The following is a 21670-nucleotide window of genomic DNA, read 5'->3' as shown; positions in this document are numbered from 1 at the left end:
AGCTTGGGTAATTGGGGTTATTGGTGGTTTTTTCTCAGCATCTCTTGTGGAGACACTACTGGAAGGAGCACATTGGATACTCCAGCATTGGTTAGTTTCTCGAAGATGATCCCTCGACCGGTTGAAAAAGCAATTCCGATTAGGGTGGCCATAAGGTGAGCATCGAAAATGGGCTGGTTTTCTGACTTCAGTTCGTAAAAGTTAGAAAGGTGCTCTACATGGAAGTGAAAATCGATCTGAAAAAACAGCAGCTCGTTCTTCTGCTCATCCGAAAAAGAAAACACAAATTCCAACTTGACTCGCTCATCCTTGAGGTTGTGGAGGAATTTGTGTCCGACATTCAGTTTGTGGCTTTTGTTCTTTTTGAAAGCCGCCAAGTCCATTTTCTGCTGGACTACCTCCACTCTAAGGAGGTGGATTTCTTGGGGAACGATGGGTGCCTGCTTTCTTTCCATTTTACATGGCTATCTCAAATTCCACTTTTTCAGTTGCAGAGCTATATTCTGCTCGTGGTTCCTCAGCCGCCATTCCTACATTGACCATCCCCAGAAAGATGTATTCATACTCTTGCATGGGCTCACATTGGATCAGGTTAATTCCCAATACACTTTCCATTTTGATGATACTTTTCAGGGTAAGGTTGTGCATCCCAGTGAGCCATTTGCTCACCTCCGATGGACTTTTGCCCATGGCTTCTGCAAATTGCATTCTGGTCCACCCTTTGAATTCCAGTGCCTGCCGCACTTTCTCAGTAATCGCCAGATTTTTACTGATGAACGCTTCTACTTCAGGATCACCGTATTGGTCCAACCAATCTGTGATCATACTTCCTTCTCTTTCCATTATTTACCAGTTTAATTCAAACCCTTCTTCTATGATGATATCGGTTTGATCATTATTCCATTTGATTTCATTACCAAAACTAGCTTCAAGAAGCTTGGTCAATCTATTGGCAAGCCTGAAATGAGGCCTTACCTTATCACACTCCTGTGCTGTTTCAGCTGTCTTTATATCTCCATTAAAAAGGAAAACTACTCGGTCATTCGCTCTAAATGTGTAGAGCCTGAGATTATTGGTTTGGCCTGTCTGCGATTCTTCGTCCCACTCCACATAGGTAGGTTCCCAATTGGGGTTTTCCGGAGGAAGTGCGGATGTATCTGCTGTTTCAGCTTCATTTCTGAAATAAACTCCCTTTGCTCCATAATCAATTCCGATTACCTTAATCCAAGCAAGGATATGGTTCAATTTAAGTCTGTTTTCAACTGTGTGCTTTTCCTTAAACTGTCCGAATAAACTCAATTCGTCCCCTTCTACTTTTATGGTATAATAGGTTACTTTCCTAAACCGCTGTACCAAAAGAATTTTAGCAAAACTATTCATCTTAAAGTTAAATAAAAAGTAAAATTTTCACTTTTAAGTTAAATCATTTTAAAATGATCCGGATTTTATCCCGTTCTTTGCCTTTGGACATTTGTTCGATATAGGCTTTGAATGCTTCTATGGCTTCATCAGGAGTCAAAGGTTTATTGAAGCTCGACTTCATATCATCGATAATCAACTCAATCTTTTCCAATCCCTTATGCAAATCCATAATCGCATTACGAATGCGTAATGCATTATCTTTTGCCAGCTCCACTACTCCGGATTTAAAATCACTGAGAAGTTTCTGGGTGTTGTCATCCAAGAGATTCAATTTCTTTTTCACCATGGGATCTTCCAGACTATCCTTTAGCGTAGAGATCCACTGATCAAGCAGGTCTGTCAATTCCTCTTTAAGCTGACTTACAGTAAAGCCAGCAGTTCCTACGAAATCCATGGGGTTGAAATCCTGGAAAGGTGCAACAAGAACGGCTTCTTTGTTTACTCTGAAATCAGCCGCTTGAAGCTTATTGATTTTAGTCAACCATTGATTGTATTGCCCGGAGGACAGAAAATCGGCATCCTTGAGGATATCACAGATTACTTTTTCATCCGAATCCAACATTGCCTGCTTTTTGGTATCGTCATTTTGGCTGATTCGGTACTTTAGGTATAATCCCAGGTACCATTCTGCATACTTTTCTTTGAGCTGCTTCAGCTGTTGCTTGTAGGCAGTGAGTGGAGTGGCATCCTCACTTTCCAAGATCTGAGCTAATTGTTGAATAGCATTAGATATTTCCTCCTTAAATGATGCATCAGTGATGTATTGCCGGCACTGTTGCAGGTACGAGATATCCTCATTCAGCACTTGAAGCTCAGCCAGCTTTGACTCCAATTGTTCTACCTCCACCTTGTAGGGCAAAAGTTTGCTCAAATCCTCCGTCGAGAAGGAAAAGTTCTTGATTTTGGCTTCGGAGGTATAGTTAGACAGTTTATCACAAAAGCCCGCGAAAGCAGTGAAATGTTGACGATAAGTAGCAGCCTTATCCTGGGTGACGATCTCCACCCCTTTGAATGCATATCCACCCTGAATTTTATTGAGCAGGGTTACCGTCTTTCTCGCCCATTCATTGGCAGCATTGACCAAATGGGTGTAGGTAGATGGATCTTTCAAGTAATTGCTCAGATCCCTTCCCAGTATCCCGATAAACATGGTTCGAAGTGCTGCTAGGTTCAAGCCTTTGGGTTGCTTGATATGGGTAAAGGAATAGAAATCCTGTTTTTGGATGTCCTTCAGTTCATTGAGATTAGTGGAATTGATGGATTTCCCAGAGCTCAGCGTAATCTCGATTTCACCGAGAGCGGCCAAGGTTGCCATCACTACAAATTGCAATTCTGCTTCGATCTTAAAATCCCGGGTAAGCCAAATGTTCTCACTCTTATCAACAAATTCGATGATCTCATCCCTGTTGAGAACCTTTCCTTCCCCTTTGTCCTTCAACTTATTGAGAAGACTATTGGCATAGGGCGAATGACTGTAATCCAGCATACCCGGAACCCAGCATCCTAATCCACTCAAAATACCTTCCCCATCTCGGTTTGCCTGTTCGGGATTGGAGATTTTCGCCAGTGCTTGCTTGATCAGTCGGTCAAAATTCTCCTTCGATACGGATGAATTTAACTGACTGAATTTTGGATAGTTAGGCCTTTCGTCTTCAAACCAGTTTTCAAACACCATGGAGGCAACAGTGGAAAAAAGTTGCTCCTTACTAGAACCAGCACCGGGAAGCGGATACCCACTCAAGGGACGTTCTGTTCCCATGTAATCTACCTGAGTCACTTGGACAAATTCTTGATCAAAAAGTGCCCTTGCTTTTTTATTCAGGTCATCAATCTTTTGCCTGTAGATGGCTTTTTGAGAGCTGTCAGATCGGACTTCCAGGGCAGTTGCTGCTCCATATAAAGTGACCGATTCTTTGAATTCCTTGGATAAGCCTTCAAAAATAAAGTATATCTCGTCCTCCTCCAGATTTCTGCCTTTCTTACTTTCATCGAAGATCGGCATGAAATACATGTAAAAGTGCTGTCGGGGATGGGTAGTGGATTTCTCGTTGGGGTTTCCAAAGAAAATGTATCCCTCCCGATAGGTTTTGTGAGATTTCCAGTCAATGCTGTGATCCCAGATTCTAAAGCCGGTCCGGTAGGTATCGTGTGTCAGGGGAAGATTGACCTCGAGAAATTTGAAGAAATACTCATCCTTTTGGGAGTCTCCCATGGTGGCAGCGTAGTCCCTGATTTTTTGATCAAAATTAATCCCTCCTTCTATTCTCAAATGGAAAATGGAGTTGTCAGGGTTTTTGTCGAAGTACTGACCAGAGGTGGCTGTGATGATCTGCTGTGCAGCAGAGTCGATTACATCGATCAGAAATTCCCGGTCGTTGGCAAGTTTATCTGTTAGACAAAGGTCATCCACCAACTGCTCTGTATTGGTGCCGTGCTGCTTCTGCAGCTCATGCTGGAGAATTTTTATCGCACAAGCATTAATAATTCTACGTGCCACCAACTTTTTGGAAGCCCTTACTCCGGTAAAATACGAGTCCACTTTGTCCAAAATCGTATCTGTTATCTCTTTGACTCTTCGGATATCAGGAATTGCCATCAGATCCTGACTTTTCTGCAAATCCTCCCAATACTGATCATAAGTCAATAAACCGGGGTTGTCTTTTGGAACTTCCTGCTCAAGGATTCCGGAAAACTGATTGGACAGAGTCTTGAGGATTTCACGCTGACTTTTCCCGATTCTTATTTTTTCAAAGTTTTCAAAGTAGGTCGGATGTACAGGAAACAGCTCGATGTAGTCCTGTGTCCTAGCATGCATATCTGTGAAAAGTCCCAGGAATGGATCCAGATGTGCTTTGATTTTTTGCTTTTGATGTTCATCCTTTCGAAGCAATCTGTTTTTCACAATGAATGCCACATCTTCCTTGGTGATCATGATATCCTTGTATCGGTCATTCACTTTTTGGAGCATTTCTGCTGCAAACTGGAATTCAGGAGAGTGGTAAATCATTTCCTGAACACCGAAAATGAACTTAAACTTAGACTTATCACAAGCCTGACCAAGTGCCTGAAGAACAGCCAAATCCTGATTGAGTTTGTCCGCTGCGCTTCTCCCTTTGAGATAAGCCAGCATCTCATCGATGACAATAAGAAAACCTTTACCCGGAAACTTCTCCTCAAATTCGGCCATCATCAGAAGAAGCTTTTCGAAATAAGGCTTAGGACCGAAAGCATCAAAAGAAAAATGAATGCCTTGGGTTTTCAGGTATTCTTCGATCTGATAGGTGATTACCTCCCAAAGGCTTTCTGTGTTACCCAGTTCGAATCGAAGAACTTTGAATTTTCCGGCAATTGTTTTCAGGTCTTTTTTCGGCTTGTCATCATTGACCAAGTCAATCAATTCTTCATTTTCTGCCAAAAGTGAAATCAAAGACATGAGGTGGGATTTACCCGTTCCGTAGTTACCAACTACCTGCAAGCCAAAAGACTCCCCGGAAAAATTCAAATCCAGATTTCGGATCATTAAGGGAATAAGGTGGTTTTTGAAAGTGTCCGAAAACACAAAAGTTTTAACCAGAGTCTTCTGATAATCAAACTCATTAGTCCGGCTAAATTTTACCACCTCGGTGATGGGCTCAAAGTTTAAAAGATCTTTGTACTTCATATTTTGATATGGCTTATATTCTTGATGCTGATTTTGATACCATTTTGGATAGTCAAAAAGTAGAGGTGATCGGAATCTGCCTCACCTTCCCATTTGACAAAAAGGACGTTGTTCTTGGAATATTTATCCAAAAAACCGGAGAAATCGAGTTTTAACTCGGGTTCAAAAAGGATTCCCAGATTACAGATAGCCAGACAGGTTCCGTACTTATAGTGATTTTTGACTCCTTTTTCGAGAATTTTTTCCAGTTCGACCAAAGCTCTCATGGAGAGTTTGGTTTGATTCATCTGGTTAAAAATAGCCTTAGAAAGCTCTTTACCCAAATCGACATATTCCAAATCTGATATTATTGTCTGGTGAAAAACGATTCGGTTTCTGGAGATAGCACTAATGTAGGATTTGATTTTTTCTGCTACGGTAGGTTCCATTAAAAAGGGTTAGATCAATGACAAAACTTTATCCAAGGAAAAGAATTCTCCTTCGACTCTGTATCGCGAAGGATGTAATTCCGAGGTGATTACAGTTAAATCTCCAAAGGAGAAGTTCACCTCGCTCAAATCTGATTTGCTTTCACCCCAGGAGACTTGAAATTCAATCTTTCTTCTTTGGAGGGTAGTATAAAGTCGATATGCTGTTAAATTATTGATATACAAATCTCTAGGGCTTTTTATTTCATTGCTCAAATAAATATCCAGCCCTCCTTGAGTGGTATATCGGAAGTTTACCGGTATAATACTCGGCGAAATACTTAGCTTTTGAAATCCTTCTGAAAGATTGAAAACTATGTATCGTTCAGCCCGCATTCCCCAAGAAATTTCATATTGTTCTTTTAATTCACCTCTGGTTAGAACTTGGTAATCCTTCACCTCAAAAAGATATCCCTGATCTGTACCTGAGACACAAGCCAGTAATTTCTTTGATGAATAAATTCTGCTGGCGACCTCCTTTATAAAAGGCACATAATGGATCTTTTTCCCTAATAGTAATTCAATTCTCTCTTTCTGATTTGCACTCCGAATTACCCCTATAGTCACCCATTTATCAAAAGAGGAGAGCTTTTGGCTGTATTCGTCAAAGTCCATATCGATGTATTCTTCGAAATGATCCTCAGGAGACTTTTCATTGATAAGGTTATGAAGAAATTTTTTGGCAAGACTGGTTTTGCCTGGCAAAAAGGGCAATGCACCAATATTTACTTCCTCAATGCTTTTGTAATATCTATTACTCTCAAAGTCTTTTTCTTCATTTGGAAAAGGATACAAAATAACCCCTCCAAGATTTTTAATCGCAGATTTATAGGTAGTCTGTCTTACCTTAGAATGTAAGATCGCATCCCTGTAACGGTGAAGTTGTCCAATGGCATCATCAGGAGCATCAAACTCAGCCTCACCTTTATTTTGATTGAATCTATATTTCGAATCAATGATATACCAGAATGGGCTATCATATCCCTTTTTCTTGAATTTCAGGGAAAAATCCGGGATTTGATTGTAGGTAAAAGTATGCTTGGTTCTCGGCCCAAACTCCTTGTTGAAATATAGGGAAAGCTCCTCTCCATGATGATTTTTAAATCTGATTTCGGATTCATTTCCTTTTCTCAAATCCACATTAAACTTACCTGCCTTGAGTTTGATCAGGCTCTGAAAGTTCATTTCGTAGCCAATCTCACCTTTTATGAGTTCGTACAATTTCAAAAAGCACCAATATTCATAAAGAGTGGAAATCTCTTTCTGGTCAATTTTAAAAATATCATCATTCAGAATCTCCAGACCTTTGTTTAAAAGCATGAAAATCTGAAGAAAGTCTCTGTATCCTGCTCCCTTGGTTAAGGTGGTTGAGAAATAGCTTCTTTTTTCAAATAATCCTACCTCATCAAAAGGCGATTGGTGTAAAAAACTTTGGAGCTTTTCCTGGTAGGCAGCCATTTTTTTGCCCATGTAGGTGTTTTCTAGCTTTCCACCTTTAAAAATCTCCTTCCGGTAAAAAGAAATTCTTGAAAGCGTTTCCTTGATTGCATAAACGACAAATCGATTTTCGTATGTATCGTAGGAAGTTCTTTTCTTGACAGACAGTGCATGTGTAAAATATTTTTCAGGCACTACCTGTAATCCGGTAATAGCGCTTAAAAATTTTGTGTTTTTCTGGAACCATCCTGCATTTTTGACGGATCCCCTTTTGATCCGATCCACAGGGAGTATTTGCTCTTCATGCAAAATCTCATGTTTGGGTTGCCTTTTGATCGTTTCCATATTTTTGATGAAGATCTCAAATAGCTCATCAAGAATACTCCACCATTCATGTTCAGTAGTATGTCCCTGAATTTTGGGTTTTGCCTTTTGATACGTGTCCTTTAAGAATGAGTAAGTCAGGTTTCTAATAATTTGGGAAAGTTCCAGAACCATCGCCCTGTAGTCGGACTTATAATCCATTTTGAGAGGAAAGACCTCAAACTCTATTTCTAGCAGTGTTTCTTGGAATTGGTTGATAACCTTAAGGCTCGTCTCTCCTACCTGATTTTCAAATACCAGAACCCCATTAAGTACATGAAAATCTAAAAGTAGTTTGGATTTGAACTTAGTATTGTTGTTAACAATCAATGAGAATGGTGCATCACTAATTTTTTTAAAAATCAGATTGATGGTGACCCTTTGCCATTCAAACACATGAAAAACTTCATCGGAAGAAACTTCTTTCCCTAGAATTTTTACTCGGAACTTGGGCGGCACAGAGTACAAAGGACGATAAAAGGATTTTTCGGAAATCGGAATATCCAATTCAACTTTCCCATAACCAGGAATATCAAAATTATGTGAAGTGGGTTCGGCCATGTGTACTTATACCCAAAATGAAGTAAACCTATCTTCATCAAACCTTTCCAACATGAACAGAATTTTGTCTATTGACTTCTGATATTTTGACTTCTGAGTGTCTTCTACCATTTTTTTTATGGTAGCCATCTCATATTCAGATTCATTGAATTCCTTCTTTGTCAATACTTCCAAGATTCCTAACAAGGCCAGATAAACCCTTCTGGAACTACCGTGTATCCTGGGCAAAACTTTTTGCATTAATTGGAAATCCAAAGCCACATCGGAATCCATAAGGCCATATTTTTTATTAAGGACAAGGTAGAAAGCTACCTCGTCTCTTACCCGGTAAGCAAAATGTAAGTCAGCTCTTTTTAATGAATCGTTTATTGCAAATAGGATCTCCATCTCCTTAGAGATTGACTCAAGGTCAGATTCAGTAAGTTGCTTTGATTCAATAAATTCGGTGTGGAAGAATTTGGGTGAAATCGATTTAAGTGGTTCAATCGATAATTCAGAAGGTTTGATCCATTTCAAATTAATGGAATTCATTTCGATGGAATTGGCTCTATCCAGCACTTTCCGGGAAAATGCATGGGTTGTCTCATCCATATTCACTGTACCGATAAGAAACAGGTTTTCTGGCCAGGTTAAATTTCCGTATTTGGATTTATCATCCTCAGTTTTAAATGACTCATCCCTGATAATGACATCAGTGACAATTTTTCCATCTTTCAGTTCTCTAGTTTCAATGATGCTCAAAAAGTCAGAGAAATAATGTTCCACCCTGGCGAGATTCATTTCATCTAAAATGAAAAAATAGGGTTTCTTTTCTTTATCGTTCTTTGCTTTGAGAACAGCATCAATCAATGGTTTAGGCACGAATTTTCCATCCAGTGCCGTATAACCAATCAAATCGCTGGAATCTGTCCAATCGGGTCTTACAGGAACCTGAATAACCTGTTCTTCCTTTTTCATTCCGACGGCTTCAGCAAATTTCCGTGGAAGTTGAGTTTTTCCTGTACCCGAAATTCCAGCAAGGATTACAAAAGGCTTGGACTTTAGTGCCAAATAGAAATTCGCAACCTCTTCGATCTCATATTTGAAACCTTTACTTTTTATATAATTATGGACATGATTGATAATTTCTTTGAAATTCATATTATCAGTATCCTGTTGGTTCTCCTCCTCTTTGCCATCACTATCCCAAAGTTTTTTGACCTCTTCATCATAAAATATTTTGCTTAGAACTAGTGTGTAGTTCAAAGGATTGTTGCAGTTAATATTGTATGGTTTAAAAAAAATCTTGACAGAATTCAGAAAATCAGTTGAGTTGTAATCCAAACCTAAAAGGTTTTTTGAGGCTCGTTCACGATGTTTTTCACTTAGCATGGTTGATCCCTCATCAGGATTCTTTAGAAATGAAATCGCATTTTTTATGCTGTCTGGAATTCCCTCTAAGTTCAATCCACCTACCTTATATTTCAGGAGACTTTTTACCCAATCAGTTTGCCTCACATTTGATTTAGCAAGGACTCTATTATCCTCATATTGATTAAGTTGCTTTTTACCAGCAGCATTGAAATCGCAATAACTAACGAGCTCCCCAATCAAGAAGAATAATCTATATTCTGTGCTTTTCTCATCTAACTTCTTAATATAATCTGAATAAGTAGCATCAGATTCAGAAAAATCAGCCAGCAAATCATCAAGATCGCCTTGACTCAAATCTGGAAAATTTTCAAACTCTTCAAGCTTGTTTTTGGCTAACTGAAAATAAAAATCTGGATCGGTAATGATCTTTTGAATTTTTTCCGTTTTTATAGCTTTCAGAATTATTGGGTTCAAGGTACCTCCGATAAAATTTTCAAGGCTAGCATTCAAAACTTCTTGATATTGATGATCATCTGAAAGCATTTTTAATTGTTCAATATTTAACATCCTGTTTAATGCTGCATCTTTATTTATTCTTGATCCATTGAGATAGGTCGTTTCACTACTCCCTAGGCTTTTCCAAACCCATTCCTTAGGAAGATTGATTTTTTGAAGAACTTCGAGGTGGATAAAATTATTCCACTCCTCTAACTTGGCAGAACTAGGGGCTACGGGTTCAAAACTTTTTCCATTATGGTTGAATCTAGAAATAAGATTCCCATAATCAGGTTCAGTTTGTATCCTTTTCTCCAAGAATTTTGTGAATAAAACCCACCTAGAGGTAACATTGACTATAAAGACATAGTCTCCTTCATTTAAAAACTTGAAGCTGGAGTCATTCCAATAAAAATACTTTTGATCATTGCTGAAAAGGTTGACAGCATTTTGGACTGCGGAACTTTTTATTTCGTAGACTAAAACCTGCTCGTTCATAATTCATTGTACTTTTTAGCGGATCCTTTCGCTTTGGAAACAGGATACTTTTTTTCATTTGCTTCGATTTTCTGCCTCAGAATCTCCTCAAAATCGAACCCGTGTTTATGCATCAAGAGAAGCCCATACAAAAAGACATCGGCCAACTCTTCTTTTAATTTCTCCGGATTCGCTTCTTCATTTTCTTTCCAGAGAAATAGTTCTAGCAATTCAGAAGCCTCCACACTTAGTGCTAAAGCCAGATCTTTGGAATTATGGAATTGTCCCCAATCCCTGGCATTTCGAAATTGGAGTAACTCAACCAACACCCTATCAACTGGATTATCCCAAGGATCAAAAATCTTGATCGTCAGCACCAAATGTCGATCATTTTCATTCGCATACTGATTGGCAGCGATGGTGACAAGATCCCATGAAATTGTAAGCTCTTCTTTAAAATCATTGTAATTCAGCCGGTAATAGCCATTCTCTTCAAGAAAAAGATTTACTTCATCAAACGTCTCCTTTAGAGTTCGATCACCCAAAAAGAATAACTTGCAAAACTGAAAGTCCCCACTTATAAAGCCCCCAAATTCTTCCGGCTTGAAATTTGGGTGTCTGATTACAGATCTGAGTTTATTCACTTCATCCAAAAATTATTTTTTAAAAAAAGAGAGTGCCAATTTATACTCTTTGTCGAATGGCATTTGGAGCATAGAAAGCATTTCAGGAATCGCTTTTGCCCAACTAACGTAATAATAAGCCAAAAGCTTGTAACCTGAAAATACCTTTCCTGGTATTTTATTCAAGCGGTAGCCTTGCTTTTTCGGATCAATACCTGACTGGCCTAGTGTAGCCACTTCGAAGGCGATCTCTTTAATTTTTTCAATTGGGAGCTTTGCAAAATACTCCAAGGCATCAACCATGTAAAAAGCAACAGCCATATTGATATTCTTACCAGAATGCGATTTGATAAAGTCAGACATTTCTCTATCCTCACTTTCTGTATACCTTCCCAAGGATTCCGGATCTCGTTCAATAGATTCTAGGACATCTTCTGGCGTTTTGGAAGAGAAGACATTATCCCGCTTCTTTTGATGTGCTTCTTCATCCACCAAGGAAAATATATCAGACAATCCCAGGTCATCACCCCAATGCTGAACCAACTCGTATTCTTCACCTGGTTCTCGGTCGTTTCTATATTCTAAAAACTCATCCCATAGGGAATTGAGCATCTCTTTTTCTCTTCCTGTTGCTTTATACTGTTCCTCAAACCTGGTCCCTAACAATCTGTCGGTATGTCTCGCAGCCAGCATATTATAAATCTTGGTTTGAAATAGGATTTCTGATGGAATCAAATTCTTCGCCTGTGGATTACTGACAGCTGCCAATCCCTCGGAAGCAAGGCGATATAAGGAAAGAAATTGATGTGGCCTTAATGAGGGAAACTTTTCAAAAATCAGGTCTTCGATGAACATATCAATGGGAGTATTGAACGCCTGACGAAGAATCCCATGAAAGAGCTCCCCAAAAACTTTATTGATCTGTTTCTCTGGAAAACCCTTTTTTATTAAGTCCTTGATTTCTTTGGCATACTTCCTTTTGAATTCCTTCTCCTTCTCTCCTTGCACTATAAATAGCTTATTCTCGTTGATTTGGCGTGCCTCATGATAAAAATGGATATGAACCAGTTCATGGAGAATGATGTGATCAATTGCCAAGGCTGGCTTAAATTTGATCAAATGGTAATCCCGTTGGTGGTTTTCCGCAATTTGAACCGTGGCAGCTGTTGGAATAGTACTATCTTCCTCAATTCGGATTTCTTTGTCAGTTTTTAATTCGAGCTGATTGATAAAATCAACCAAGTCTTCCTTACCCTCGTCTGAATCGGTTATTTTTTTTGAAGCCTGCAAAGCAGTCTTTAGACTGTTTTGAAATATAGGTGACTGTGAAGAATCAGAATTCTTGATTGCTTCCTGAGCATACTTGAAGGCACTTAAATTATCCCCTTTCATTTCAGCAATTAACCCAAGTGCATAAGAAGTATTTGGATATTTGGGGTTGATCTGGTAAGCCTTAAGCATATATTTTTCACCAAGGTCAAGCTTACCATTTTGCAAAAAAGCCCCTCCTATATTATTGAGAGCGATAAAGTTACCTGGGTCTGCATTTACCACCTGATCATAATACGTCATCGCAGTATCGGGATCATCCTTATGTCTGGCATAGATGTTTCCCATTAATATCAATGCCCAATGGTTTTTTGGATCCCATCTCAGTGCATCAATTAGGATATCAATAGCCTTTTCATGCTGACCGTCTTCCTCAAAGGTTTGAGCAAGATTTCTGTAATATTCACTTACATGTGGAGTCTTCTTGATCAACTCCTCAAAAATCGGTCTGGCTTCTACAAATTTCCCCTGAGCACAAAGATTGGTGGCTTGATAAAATTCTTTTGGAAATTCCGGCTCGAAAATGTCAGGAAGTTCAACGGAAATCAAATCTCCCTCTATTTTGACTATCCCTGTTGTTCCCAAACCAATAAGGTATTTGTGAATGGCAGTTTCAACAGCTTGGTTATCATTCATATTTACCTCGGGGAAGAGGTTTTTCAAAAATTCTGACTTCTGGTAAATGATTTTCATGATTTAAATAAACTGAAAATCTATAGGAATTGGAAGGTAATCCCCTTCAAAAAGCGATTTAATCAAGTTTCATCAGAAAGCTTGACACACAGTGTCAATTTGAAAAAAAGCTGGTTAATGAAAGCGTTTTTTCAGGAACTTGACCAAGGTTTAAATTTTCAATTCCACACCCATGGATACAATACAACTCTCTCGAGAAGAGCTATTCGAACTCGTTTGGCAAAAGCCTTTCTCTCATTTAGCAAAAGATTACCAAATCTCAGACACAGGGCTAAGAAAAATCTGCACTCGTCTCAAAATCCCCTTACCAAGCCAAGGACATTGGGCAAGATTGAGACTAGGGAAAACCTACAAAAAGCCATCCCTGCCAAAATTTGAAACTAAAGAACAAATCATACTTGAGAAAAGGAAAACAGGCGAGCAGGTAATTTCAGAAAAGACCTTCAGACAAAACCAAATAATAAATGAAATAAAAGAGCAATATGCTCCCTTGCTTTCAGAAAATGAGTTCAGTGGCGTGAGCCATCCCTTGTTTAAAAGCTTGATAGAAGAGCTAAAAACCAAAAAGGGAGATGGCTACGGAAGATTCAGTGATTCCTGGGAGCCATCTCGTGGAGAGTTTGATGTCCGTTTTTCGAGGAGTATTCAAAATAAAGCACTTCGATTTCTTAAGAAGTTTCTTTACATCATTGACCTAAGAGGCCACAAAATAAGCGTTGATTGGGGATCAACCACGCATCTAGTTATTGGAGAAGCAAGGCTTAAAATTGCACTGAAAGAAAGACTGAAAATAGTCAAGGAAAAGAGAGGGACATGGGACAGTCAAAAATATGTACCAACTGGAACCCTATATTTTCAAAATGACCATTATAGCAAGAAAGAATGGACTGATGAAAAAGAAAGCTTGGAACTGCAAATCCCAAAAATCATTTCATACCTAGAAGTTAAGGCTCAAGAACTTAATCGCCAGATTTTGGAGAATCGAGAAAGACGTAGAATTCATGAAGAACAAGAAAGAAGAAAGCAACAAATCCTTGAAAATAAGAAAATCGAGTTCAAGAATTTCCAAGAATTGATTGACAAGGCCAACCGATGGAAGCAATCCCAAATCTTGAAAGATTACATCAATCACATTCAGGCAAATGAAAAGGAACTTGATGGAGATTGGATCAAATGGGCAATGGATAAGGCGACATGGCTTGATCCTACTTCTGGCCATGAAGATGAGTTGCTTGGAAAATATCCTCCGGAATTCCCGAAAGAGCAGAACAAAAACTGGTAGTTTTGGGTGAAATTCCTGAGTGGCAATTTGAGTCTATTTGATTCTATTTGAGCAATTTATGTTGCCTATTTGTTGCCAGGAATCCATAACTCCCTGACAATTTGAACGTCGGGAGATTTTGTATCGGGAAGTAACCTATCCCCCTCTTTTTCATAATTCTGCAATTCATTACTCTTTATTCACCCTTCATTTCACATCCAAAAATTTGGATTTACCATATCCAAATATGAATAGTGTATTGTTTTTTGATTTTTTTCGGAATTTTATTTTGATAATTGATTCCATTGTTCTAGTTTTCAATGGTTTATGTGGAGTTCCGGCAAACGTTTTTCGGTTCTCTGCTAAGTTTCGAACAAAAGCTAAATCAGAACGAACTCTATGAAAATCGCACTTCTTGGCGGCACTTCGCTGGCAAAAACTTTAGGCAAAAAATACATCGAAGCAGGTGTGGATGTAGTCTTTGGTGTCAGACATGATTTTGACACGGAGCAAGTCGAATGGAAAATGCTCAACAGGCTTTATAATAGGATTTGCCCTTATGAATCTGCCATCATTCAATCTGAAATAATTCTGATCTGTGCCGATACTGCTTTTATTCCTGAGATTTGCCAGGCACTGAAAAGTGTGGATACTGAAAGTAAGCTGATTATCGACTGTACCAATGCGCACTACGATAAAAAACTGGCCATATCCAATACCCTGCTGATCCAAAAAGCTGCACCAAAAGCTCATTTGTTTAAGGCATTCAACAATCTGGGGGTTGATTATCCATCATCGGATATCTTGGGAATAATCAAAGAAACCTACTACTGCGGAGACGATATTCCAGACAAAATACGGGTTAAACGTCTGATCGAATTGATCGGATTTAAAGCCATAGATGTAGGCTTGATCAACAATGCTCCTCTATTGGAGGCATTTTATCACCTAAGTAAGGAAATCAGTTGGAACCGAAAAGACCAATCCAACTTTCATTTCAAGCTGATAGCCAGTTGACCATAGCATTTTTTCAAAATCACCCGAAAGGTGGGGAAATCCCACCTTTTTTTGTTTCAAAGAATCCATTTTCAAAAATCATCTACTCGTCATTCCTGAAATCAGGAGAGATCGATTATCAACAGACACATTTCAAATTAAATCACTTATAGTCTGACAAAATTTTTCAATTATTTTTTGAATAATATTTTATTGATTTTCAATCAAATGTGTACAAAAAAGTAAACATCCATCACAATTTTATTCTGTTTATGGGAGAAGTATATGCTATCTTTAAGCTTCCGATTTAGAATAATAGAAACGACGGACAGAAAAAAGCCTCTGCCCATACCCAAATCGAAAAGCAAGAATGAATGTATTGGTCATTGACATTGGAGGTTCCAACATCAAAATATTAGGCACAGGTCAGCCTGAACGAATCAAAATCCCATCAGGCAGTGAATTCAGACCTGAAGAGTTGGTCCCCCTAGTCAAAGATGCCGCCAAAGATTGGAAATACGAGGCCATATCCATAGGATTTCCCGGGGTAGTCAAGCACGGTAAAATTGCAGCCGATCCAGTGAATATGGGAAAAGGATGGAAAGGTTTCGATTTTGAAAAGGCCTTTGGATGCCAGGTAAAAATCATCAATGATGCGGTGATGCAGGCATTGGGAAGTTATGAAGGTGGCAAATTACTTTTTATGGGTTTTGGGACCGGCTTGGGTACTGCCATGGTTTTTGAAGATCTGCTTTTGCCTCTCGAGGGTGGTCATTTACCCTTCAAAATGGGCACTTTCGAAACTCATGTGGGAAATTCAGCATTGAAAAAACTGGGGAAAAAGAAGTGGATGGAGCATGTCTATCAGACTATCGAACACTTCAGACACTGTTTTCAGCCTGATGAAATAGTTCTGGGAGGTGGAAATTCAAAGCTCTTGGAAGATATTCCTGCCGATTGTCGCCTAGGTTCCAACAAAAACGCATTCACTGGCGGATTCAGACTCTGGGAAAAGACGTACAAGCTCTAAGCTGTTCAAAAATCCATCCAAAAATCCCTCCCGGGATTTGCTTCATCCATTTGAAAAAAATAAACTCAGCTTTATGGCTCAAATAAAATCAGATGCTTTGGTGTTTTATGGTGCGACCGGGGATCTGGCTTTTAAAAAAATATTTCCTGCTCTCCATATGATGGTCAAAAGAGGTAATCTCGATGCTCCCATCATTGGTGTGGCAAGAGGTGATTATGATCTGGAAAAACTTAGAGCAAGAGCTAAAGAAAGTATTCAGAAGCACGGAAAATTTGAGGAGGAATCTTTTCAAAAGTTTTGCAGTCTTCTGGAATTTGTGGGAGGGGATTACACAGATCCACAGACTTTTTCGAGAATCCGTCAAGCTTTGGGTTCTGCCAAAAATCCCACCCATTACCTGGCTATCCCCCCTGTTCTATTTCCAAAAATCATCGAACAACTGGATCTTTCCGGCTGTGCCAAAGGTGCCCGAGTGATCGTAGAAAAGCCATTTGGAACTGATTTTGAATCGGCAAGAGCATTAAATAAAGTACTTCTTTCCAAGTTTTCAGAAAGTGCCATTTATCGGATTGACCATTATTTGGGAAAAAGACCAGTAAACAACCTGGTGTTTTTCCGCTTTGTCAATTCTTTACTGGAGCCAGTTTGGAACAAAGATCATATCGAATCGATCCAAATTACCATGGCGGAGGATTTTGGAATTCAAAGCCGCGGCGCATTTTACGATGTCACAGGTGCGATCCGAGATGTGATTCAAAACCACCTGTTTCAAATCCTTTGCAACCTGACTATGGAGCCTCCAAAGGCCCTGGACAGTGAATCGATCCGTGATGAGAAAGTAAAAGTGCTCAAGGCCATCACTCCCCTCCGTGGTCAAGATGTTGTTAAAGGACAATACAAAGGTTATTTGAATGAGAAAGCGGTACCACCCAATTCCAAAACAGAGACCTTTGCGGCCATGAGACTGCATATTGACTCTCCAAGATGGGAAGGGGTTCCTTTTTTTATCCGGGCGGGTAAAAATCTCCCCGTCACTTGCACGGAGATTCTAGTCAGATTCAAGCATCATCCTTCGGCTTATTCTTCTATCGCAACCCAACCCAATCATATCCGATTTCGAATCAGCCCTGATGTGACTATTGCCTTTGGCATGTTAATCATGGCCCAAGGCGAAGATATGTCCTCTGTTTTGTCGGAGGTCCAAGGCAACCCCACTCCATTTCCGAATGAAAAGGATGCCTATGAGCGAGTATTGACTGATGCCATGGCAGGAGATCCTACACACTTCGCAAGACAGGACTATGTAGAAGAGGCCTGGAAAATTGTAGACGATTACCTAGCTTCAGACTTTCCAGTATATGAATATGAAATTGGCACTTGGGGTCCCGAAAATGTAAATGAATTAATACTTCCTCCAGGCGGATGGAATAATCCTGCCGTATTAAAAAAATAGATTATGACCACTGAAATTTATTCCAATCCAGAAGAAGTAGCAGAAAAAGCTGCCAAACACATTGAGGAAAAAATAAGAACAGCCATCCTTACCAAAGGAAGCTTTTCCATGGCGATCAGCGGTGGAAAAACCCCTTGGGAAATGATGAAGATCTTGGTCAAGGCAAAACTTCGTTGGGAGAAAGTCAATATTTTTCAGGTAGACGAAAGAGAAGCACCCGACGGACACGCAGATAGAAATCTCACCCAGCTATTTCACTGTCTGGAGGGATCAGGAATTCTCACCAGGGTAAATATTTTCCCCATGCATGTCATCGCTGAAAATCTTGAAGAAGAAGCCAATGAATATGCTCAGACCCTCCGAGAGGTAACCGGTGATGGCATCTTGGATTTGGTTCATTTGGGTTTGGGTGCGGATGGTCATACCGCTTCCTTAATTCCAGGTGATCCTGTATGTGAGGTGACCGATAAAGATATCGCCGTCACTGAGCAGCCATACCAAGGAAGATTGAGGATGACTATGACCTATCCGATCCTCAACCGGGCGAAAGAAATCCTTTGGGTAGTGACAGGAGAAGAAAAAGCAGATATGCTCAAGAAGCTTCTTAATCAGGATCCCGGCATCCCTGCTGGAAAAGTGAACCCCGAAAATGCTTTCATAATTGCAGATCAAGACGCTGCGAAGTCAATTTAACTCTTCATCCTCAAAACCGGCAAACGCCGGTTTTTTTTGTCATCTACCAAGTCTTTAAAACGGTATTCTTTCAATTTTTTAATCAAAAAGCAAGAAATACGGATTTTGCTGTACACTTTCCGACCTCTTGGTTAATATCAAACTCCCAACTTTTATGCTCTATACCCTTCAACCTAATCAAGCACCAAGAACCTCCCAACCTCGTGAAAAAGCTCATCCTTTATACCTCTGTCTGATTATCCTTTCAAGTCCCCTTTTCGCTCTAATTACCAAATTGACCGTTTTTGTGAAAATTGCGGCTGTAAAAGAGGGTTTTGATCCTCAAACCAAAACTGTTATGGTAATTGACTGCAAAGAAATCGGGGGTTCACCGGTGACACTGGAAAGCAAAACCGGTTCTTTCACAGTGGACGTTCCGGCTGGCAATCCATGATCTGAAAGTAATTAATTATGGATGGTATGAGGGCAATTGGGAAGAGCATTCCATTGATAATGACTACAGCATTGACTTTGTTTATGAAACGCGACATGCATTTAAAAAGCCCAAAAACTTTTTTTGCTTTTTGATATCAATGAAGGAACAAAGGCTTCCTGGAAAAAGCCGGTAAAAAAGTGATTTCACCATAATAAAGCCTGATTCCTTCGGGCTTTTTCTTTTAGGGCAAAGTCTGATTACAGTTCGAATTTATATCTTTCTGTAAATTTCGATTACATGCTCAGCCTATTCACCCAAGCACAACTCAACCCTTCCAAAATTGCCATTATCGACTCCTCTGGAGCCTATACCTTTCAAGATCTTTCAGCCTTAAGTGATCGGGTAGCCTTTTACCTTTTGCAAGGTAAAACTGACTTGAATCAAGCCCGTGTTGCCTTTATGGTATCTCCAGGAATCGATTACACCTCTGTTCAGTGGGGAATATGGAAAGCTGGAGGAATAGCCGTTCCACTGTGCATCACCTATCCCCTACCTTCTCTCAGCTATGTGATCGAAGATACCCAAGCGGAAATAGTAATCGCAGGCCCAGAGTATGAAGTAATTCTCAAGGACTACGCGATGGAAAAAAAAATCCATTGGCTCACTTTGGAAAAGCTTAAGAAACCTGTTTCCCCTGGCAGTCTTCCCGAAATCACAAATGATCGTGGAGCGATGATTCTTTACACCTCAGGCACGACGAGTCTTCCCAAAGGCGTACTCACTACTCATGCCAACATAGAATCTCAAGTCAGCACGCTGATTCAGGCATGGGAATGGTCGAATAAAGATTACACCCTTTGTCTTCTTCCTTTGCATCACGTGCACGGCATCATCAATGTCATGTCTTGCGCACTTTGGGCTGGAGCTACGGTACATTTTCTTCACCCATTTGATGCCAAGCAGGTTTTTGATCTTTTCCTTGAGGGGAAAATCAATGTTTTCATGGCCGTACCTACTATTTATTTCAAATTGATTTCTGAATTTGAATCACGTTCAGAATCCGAAAGGAATGAGCTTCACGAGTCTATGAAACGTTTCCGATTGATGGTTTCGGGTTCGGCCGCATTGCCTGTTTCGGTAATGGAATCCTGGCAAAAGATCTCCGGACACTACCTGCTCGAGCGCTATGGCATGACCGAAATCGGTATGGCCATCAGCAATCCCTATGATGGAGAACGAAGGGCAGGATATATCGGAAAACTGCTTTCTGGAGTATTAGCAAGGTTGGTCGATGAGCAAAATCAGGAACTTTCTACAGGGCAGCCAGGTGAAATACAGATCAAAGGACCTTCGGTTTTTAAGGAGTATTGGGGTAAACCAGAAGCCACTGTCAAATCTTTCACCTCCGACGGCTGGTTCAAGACAGGAGATATTGCCGTTATCGAAGACGGCTACTATCGCATTTTGGGAAGAGATTCGGTCGATATCATCAAATCCGGAGGGTATAAAATTTCCGCTTTGGAGATCGAAGAAGTCCTGCGAAAGCACCCCCTGATCAAAGATTGCGGCGTAGTGGGTGTTCCTGATGAAGAATGGGGCGAGCTTGTGGTGGCTGCAATCATTCCATTGGGAGAAATCGAGACCAAATCACTCAATCAGTGGATGCGAGAACAAATGCCTGCTTATAAAACCCCGAGAAAATACCTTATCCTTGAGGAGCTTCCCCGCAATGCCATGGGAAAAGTGGTGAAAAATGATCTCAAAAAACTCTTTGCTTAACTCCCGGTCAATTTTGAAAATCCCCTCTAAACCATGATCAAGGGCCTTGCTTTGCTCTCCTTTTCCTTTCTCCTTGGCATGTGGACCGGCGACCTTTTGGGTGCTTGGCTTGGCATCGAGGCCAATGTCGGGGGCGTTGGATTTGCGATGATTTTTTTGATTTTACTGAAAGAAGGATTTTCCAAAAAAGGCTGGTGGAGTACAGACCTGGAATTTGGAATCGAGTTTTGGAACAAACTCTATATCCCCGTGGTCATTGCTATGGCAGCAAGCCTAAATGTGAAATCTGCCCTTTCCTCAGGAATCTTAGCCGTTTTGGCCGGAACGATCCCTGTATTTTTTGCTTTTTGGGTGTTTAAGATATTGGTCAAATCCGTAAAGCCCAGCTAATATGGAAGCGCTTCTCAAGCTGATCGATAAAAACGGATTGATTGTTGCCTTTCTTTTAGTAGGCCTTTTGACTTGGTTAACAGACGTCTTTTCCAAAAAGATTTTGGCTTCCAAAATTCCCGGGTCAGCGATCGCGATTTTTCTTGCCTTGGTATTTGGATACCTGGGTGGAGTCCTGGCCGATGGAGAAAACGGACTGGCAGATCTTCCACTGTTTCATGGACTTTCAATTTTGGGAGGGTCCATGTTCAGGGACTTTGCGATTGTATCCACAGCGATTGGGGCAAGCTTTTTTCTGATCCGCAAAAGTGGCCTACTTGGGTTAACTTCCTTAATCTTAGGAATCGGTGTGTTTTTCCTCGGAGGGGTGGTTTTAGCTTGGGTGATGGGGTACCGTGATGCCGTGAGTCTGTGTACGATCGGCGCAGGAGCTTGCACGTACATTGTAGGGCCTGTGACCGGTGGAGCCATTGGGGCAAGTTCGGAAGTAATTGCATTGAGTATAGGGACAGGAGTGGTCAAGACCATAGCGGTGACCATCTTCACCCCCATTTTAGCCAAAAAGATCGGTTTAGACTCTCCTGGCGCTGCTATGGCTTTCGGAGGAATCATGGGAACATCCAGTGGGGTAGCAGCAGGACTTGCCGCCACCGATCCCAAATTGGTACCTTATGGGGCTGTCACTGCAACCTTTTACACAGGCTTGGGTTGTTTGGTTTGTCCTTCTCTGTTTTATTTGGTATTAAACTGGCTTTTAGGCTAAACAGCCAAA

18 protein-coding genes are annotated in these 21670 nt (G+C 40.3%); 9 read left to right on the top strand and 9 right to left on the bottom strand.

Going from position 1 to position 21670, the window contains the following annotated elements; genetic code table 11:
- Window positions 1-17: 17 nt before the first annotated feature.
- The 9 genes from DDT91_RS14265 to DDT91_RS14225 are packed head-to-tail and all read right to left on the bottom strand — an operon-like array spanning window position 18 to window position 12881.
- Complete coding sequence (locus tag DDT91_RS14265; protein WP_187176868.1) at window positions 18-455, bottom strand: hypothetical protein; 438 nt, start codon at window positions 453-455, stop codon at window positions 18-20.
- Between the two features lies 1 nt (window position 456).
- A complete protein-coding gene (locus DDT91_RS14260; RefSeq protein WP_187176867.1) occupies window positions 457-843 on the bottom strand; it encodes a helix-turn-helix transcriptional regulator in 387 nt (128 codons plus the stop codon).
- Window positions 844-846: 3 nt separating this feature from the next.
- Window positions 847-1380, bottom strand: a complete 534-nt coding sequence (locus DDT91_RS14255) for a hypothetical protein (RefSeq protein WP_187176866.1) — start codon at window positions 1378-1380, stop codon at window positions 847-849.
- A 43-nt stretch (window positions 1381-1423) separates the two neighbouring features.
- Entirely contained in the window at window positions 1424-5083 is a 3660-nt protein-coding gene (locus tag DDT91_RS14250) for a DUF6079 family protein (protein ID WP_187176865.1), read from the bottom strand.
- Complete coding sequence (locus DDT91_RS14245) at window positions 5080-5511, bottom strand: hypothetical protein (protein ID WP_187176864.1); 432 nt, start codon at window positions 5509-5511, stop codon at window positions 5080-5082. The genes DDT91_RS14250 and DDT91_RS14245 overlap by 4 nt, the downstream gene beginning before the upstream one ends.
- 9 nt (window positions 5512-5520) lie before the next feature.
- On the bottom strand, window positions 5521-7911 hold the full coding sequence (locus DDT91_RS14240; protein ID WP_187176863.1) for a DUF2357 domain-containing protein: 2391 nt from the start codon (window positions 7909-7911) through the stop codon (window positions 5521-5523).
- A 6-nt stretch (window positions 7912-7917) separates the two neighbouring features.
- Complete coding sequence (locus DDT91_RS14235; protein WP_187176862.1) at window positions 7918-10257, bottom strand: McrB family protein; 2340 nt, start codon at window positions 10255-10257, stop codon at window positions 7918-7920.
- A complete protein-coding gene (locus tag DDT91_RS20830) occupies window positions 10254-10880 on the bottom strand; it encodes a nucleotide pyrophosphohydrolase (RefSeq protein ID WP_222718649.1) in 627 nt (208 codons plus the stop codon). The genes DDT91_RS14235 and DDT91_RS20830 overlap by 4 nt, the downstream gene beginning before the upstream one ends.
- Before the next feature lie 12 nt (window positions 10881-10892).
- Window positions 10893-12881 (bottom strand): tetratricopeptide repeat protein, encoded by a 1989-nt coding sequence (locus DDT91_RS14225; protein ID WP_187176861.1) that lies wholly within the window; start codon window positions 12879-12881, stop codon window positions 10893-10895.
- Between the two features lie 172 nt (window positions 12882-13053).
- Between DDT91_RS14225 and DDT91_RS14220 the strand changes: the two genes are divergently transcribed.
- The 9 genes from DDT91_RS14220 to madM all read left to right on the top strand — a co-directional run bounded on the left by DDT91_RS14220 (window position 13054) and on the right by madM (window position 21661).
- Entirely contained in the window at window positions 13054-14163 is a 1110-nt protein-coding gene (locus DDT91_RS14220) for a hypothetical protein (protein WP_187176860.1), read from the top strand.
- Window positions 14164-14541: 378 nt separating this feature from the next.
- Window positions 14542-15159, top strand: a complete 618-nt coding sequence (locus tag DDT91_RS14215; protein ID WP_187176859.1) for an NADPH-dependent F420 reductase — start codon at window positions 14542-14544, stop codon at window positions 15157-15159.
- 349 nt (window positions 15160-15508) lie between these two features.
- Entirely contained in the window at window positions 15509-16168 is a 660-nt protein-coding gene (locus DDT91_RS14210; protein WP_187176858.1) for an ROK family protein, read from the top strand.
- A gap of 73 nt (window positions 16169-16241) precedes the next feature.
- Window positions 16242-17621, top strand: a complete 1380-nt coding sequence (gene zwf, locus DDT91_RS14205) for a glucose-6-phosphate dehydrogenase (protein WP_187176857.1) — start codon at window positions 16242-16244, stop codon at window positions 17619-17621.
- A 3-nt stretch (window positions 17622-17624) separates the two neighbouring features.
- Complete coding sequence (pgl, locus tag DDT91_RS14200) at window positions 17625-18314, top strand: 6-phosphogluconolactonase (RefSeq protein ID WP_187176856.1); 690 nt, start codon at window positions 17625-17627, stop codon at window positions 18312-18314.
- Between the two features lie 154 nt (window positions 18315-18468).
- Window positions 18469-18747: a hypothetical protein gene (locus DDT91_RS14195; RefSeq protein WP_187176855.1), complete on the top strand. Its 279-nt coding sequence runs from the start codon at window positions 18469-18471 to the stop codon at window positions 18745-18747.
- Between the two features lie 279 nt (window positions 18748-19026).
- Entirely contained in the window at window positions 19027-20508 is a 1482-nt protein-coding gene (locus tag DDT91_RS14190; RefSeq protein ID WP_187176854.1) for an acyl-CoA synthetase, read from the top strand.
- 33 nt (window positions 20509-20541) lie between these two features.
- Window positions 20542-20898 carry a malonate transporter subunit MadL gene (locus DDT91_RS14185; RefSeq protein ID WP_187176853.1) on the top strand — a complete coding sequence of 119 codons (357 nt, stop codon included), beginning with the start codon at window positions 20542-20544 and terminating at the stop codon, window positions 20896-20898.
- Between the two features lies 1 nt (window position 20899).
- On the top strand, window positions 20900-21661 hold the full coding sequence (gene madM, locus DDT91_RS14180; RefSeq protein ID WP_187176852.1) for a malonate transporter subunit MadM: 762 nt from the start codon (window positions 20900-20902) through the stop codon (window positions 21659-21661).
- The last annotated feature ends 9 nt before the right edge of the window (window positions 21662-21670 follow it).

It is taken from the genome of Algoriphagus sp. AK58, assembly GCF_014324365.1.
Classification (GTDB): domain Bacteria; phylum Bacteroidota; class Bacteroidia; order Cytophagales; family Cyclobacteriaceae; genus Algoriphagus.
This window is presented reverse-complemented; position numbering and strand designations above follow the sequence as displayed.